At 43.9% G+C, this 230-nt stretch carries 1 protein-coding gene; it reads left to right on the forward strand.

Annotated elements, in window-relative coordinates; translation table 11 throughout:
* A partial coding sequence (locus ACPYOJ_RS37215; protein WP_481420661.1) for a transaldolase family protein occupies positions 1–230 on the forward strand: 230 nt, incomplete at both ends.

The following is a 230-nucleotide window of genomic DNA, read 5'->3' on the forward strand; positions in this document are numbered from 1 at the left end:
TTTCTCTCCGGGACAAGCTCTTTTGGCGGCTAAGGCCGGAGCAACATATGTTTCTCCTTTCCTGGGAAGAATTGATGATATTTCAACTGACGGATTAAACTTAATCCAGGAGATCAGATTGATTTTTGACAACTATATGTATGAAACTGAAATCCTAGCGGCTTCCATCCGCCACGGAATGCATATTATCGACTGTGCGAAGATTGGTGCCGATGTGATCACTTCACCAC

Source organism: Rhizobium sp. SVR5-9E (assembly GCF_056755095.1).